The sequence below is a fragment of the Janibacter sp. CFPM2_SD2 genome (assembly GCF_057364645.1).
Genome location: NZ_JBNFOF010000285.1, coordinates 1 through 2,691, shown reverse-complemented (window position 1 = coordinate 2,691; position 2,691 = coordinate 1). Strand labels below are relative to the sequence as shown.

At 71.9% G+C, this 2,691-nt stretch carries 2 protein-coding genes and 1 pseudogene; all 3 read right to left on the bottom strand.

Annotated elements, in window-relative coordinates; genetic code table 11:
• Positions 1 to 228 precede the first annotated feature (228 nt).
• Positions 229 to 1,002, bottom strand: coding sequence for a ParA family protein (locus AC2W7J_RS17365; RefSeq protein WP_255185511.1), 774 nt, complete (start codon positions 1,000 to 1,002; stop codon positions 229 to 231).
• A gap of 132 nt (positions 1,003 to 1,134) precedes the next feature.
• Positions 1,135 to 2,466, bottom strand: coding sequence for a DUF2252 domain-containing protein (locus AC2W7J_RS17360; RefSeq protein WP_485983947.1), 1,332 nt, complete (start codon positions 2,464 to 2,466; stop codon positions 1,135 to 1,137).
• A pseudogene (locus tag AC2W7J_RS17355) lies at positions 2,463 to 2,691 on the bottom strand (phosphatase); the annotation flags it as partial. The pseudogene AC2W7J_RS17355 and the gene AC2W7J_RS17360, both read right to left, overlap by 4 nt.

The following is a 2,691-nucleotide window of genomic DNA, read 5'->3' as shown; positions in this document are numbered from 1 at the left end:
CGGACCGGGTGCGGTGCCCGGTCGCGACGAGGTCGTCGACCCCGATCTGCTCGGCGCCCCGGGCATAGGCGGCGACGAGCGGGTCGGCGCCGGTGAGCGGGGTCGGCCGCAGCCGGGCACGAAAGGGGGTCGACGACCCGACGTCGTGCGGCGGGGTCACGGGTGACGACGGCGCGCAGGCCGCCGACGGCGAGGGTACGAGCGCGTTGCAGGGTGGGCACGGGCGACTCAGATCGCGGCGAGGATGGCCTCGGTGACCTCGCGGTAGGCGGCGGCACCCTTGCTGGAGCGGGCGGTGTCGAGGATCGAGCGGCCCGCGGCCGGAGCCTCCGCGAAGCGCACCGTGCGCGGGATCGGCGGCGAGAGCACCGGCAGCTTGTAGCGCGTGCCGAGGTCCTCGAGCACCTCGCGGGCGTGGTTGGAGCGGCCGTCGTACATCGTCGGGAGGATGCCGATGGTCTTGAGCTTCTTGTTGAGCAGCTTCTTGACGTCCTTGACCGTGTCGAGCAGCTGGCCGACGCCGCGGTGGCTGAGCATCTCGGCCTGCATCGGGATGATCAGACCGGTCGCGGCCGTGAGCGCCGAGAGGGTGAGCACGCCCAGGCTCGGGCTGCAGTCGAGCAGGACGACGTCGTAGTCCTCGCGGACATCCTCGAGGACCGACTGGAGGACGAACTCGCGCCCCGGACGGGTGAGCAGCTGGGCCTCGGAGCCCGCGAGCTCGATCGTCGAGGGCAGCAGGTCGATGCCGTCGCTCGCCTCGAGGATCGCGTCGGCGATCTCGGCCTGGCCGAGGACGACCTCGTTGACCGACAGCTCGACGGCGTCGGGGTCGATGCCGAGGCTGAAGGTCAGGCTCGCCTGCGGGTCGAGGTCGACGAGCAGCACGCGCTTGCCGAGCTCCGCCATGGCGGCGCCGATCGAGGCCACGGAGGTCGTCTTGGCGACCCCGCCCTTCTGGTTGGCGACCGCGATGATCGCCGCCTTCTTCGCACGTGCCACGTGTGACGCCCTTCTGTCCGTCGGGATGCGCCGCCATCCTCTCAGGTCGGCGCCCTGCCGGGGCGTCACCACCCCGCGGCGCGCGTCACGTCGCGGCCTCGTCGAGGTGACGGGCTCCCCCTTCGCCCCGGGTCAGACCGCCTGCACGCGCCCGATGCGGCCCCGGCGGAAGGCCTCGACGAAGAGCGCGTGGTCGGCACGGACCCGCTCGGCGTAGGCGACGGCGAAGTCGACGAGGTCGCCCACGAGCTCCTCCTCGCGGCCCTCGAGGACCGAGGCGATCGCCTCCTCCGTCTGGAAGTCGACGACGGTGTGGTCGCTGTCGGCGTCGGAGACGCAGTGGATCTTGGCCGTCGCCCGCCCGAGGTCGCGCACGACCGGCTCCATGTCGACCGGCTCGTGCAGCTCGTCCCACGACAGGTCGATCTCGTAGGGCGAGACCTCGTCGACGACGAAGCCGACGCCCGCGACCGTCGTGTAGCCGAGCAGCGGGTCGGCGTGCACCTGCAGCGCCCGCTGGCTGACGACGGTCCGCTCCCCCTCGTGGGCGAAGAGGTCACGAGCCTGCGGCAGGTCGACGACGTCGGCGAGCGCGGGGTGGTTGGCCTGCTTCATCGACAGGAGGATGTCATTTTCGTGCGCCTCGTCGAAGCCCTCGATGAGCAGGCTGTAGGCCGGCAGACCGGCGCTGCCGATGCCGAAGCCGGAGCGCCCGACGACGTCCTTGACCTCGTAGAAGGTCTCGTGCTCGGCCCGCTTCGCCTCCGGGATCGTCTCGACGTAGCGCGCGAAGGCCTCGAGGACCCGCTCGCGCTCCTCGTCGTCGAGCCGGCGCACGCCGGGCCCGTCGGTGAAACGGCGCCCCTCGTCGGTCACCTCGCTCGCCGCGTCGAGCAGGGCGGCACGACTGCCGCGCCGGGCCGCCTGCAGGGTCGCGTGCAGCGCCCCCTCGGTGTTGCCGAGGCGCAGGGCGAACTCCATGTCGTCGGCGCCGTCGACGAAGTCGTGGACCTGCTCGAGGTAGCTGCGCAGGTAGGTCGCCGCCAGGTCACGGACGTCCTGCTCGGGCAGGGCCTTGCGCCAGCCCATGACCGCCAGCCCGGCGACGAATCGCCGCAGGTCCCACGTGTAGGGCCCGACATAGGCCTCGTCGTAGTCGTTGACGTCGAGGACGAGCTCGCCGTGGGAGTTGATGTAGGTGCCGAAGTTCTCCACGTGCAGGTCGCCGTGGATCCACACCCGCGAGGTCCGCTCATCGGTCCACGGCTCGTCGAGCGAGGCCATGTCGCGGTGAAAGAGGCAGGCGCTGCCGCGGTAGAAGGCGAAGGGGGAATCGGCCATCTTGCGGAACTTCACCCGGAAGGCGTCGGGCGCGGCGGCCATGAGGTCGGCGAAGGCCGACTCGAGGGTGTCGACGACGTGCTGCTGGCGAGCCCGCTCGTCGCCCGTCTCGACCCAGCTCATCGCAGGACCGGCAGCCCGGTGGCCAGCGACTCGAGGCGGGCGAGCACCTCGGGGTCGGTCGTGTTCTCACCGAGCCGGTTGGTCTTGCCGTCGCCGTGGAAGTCGCTGCTGCCGGTGACGAGCAGGTCGTGCTCGGCGGCGAGCTCGCGGGCCAGGCGGCGACCGGCGTCGTCGTGGTCGCGGTGGTCGGCCTCGAGGCCGAGCAGCCCGGCGTCGACGAGGCGG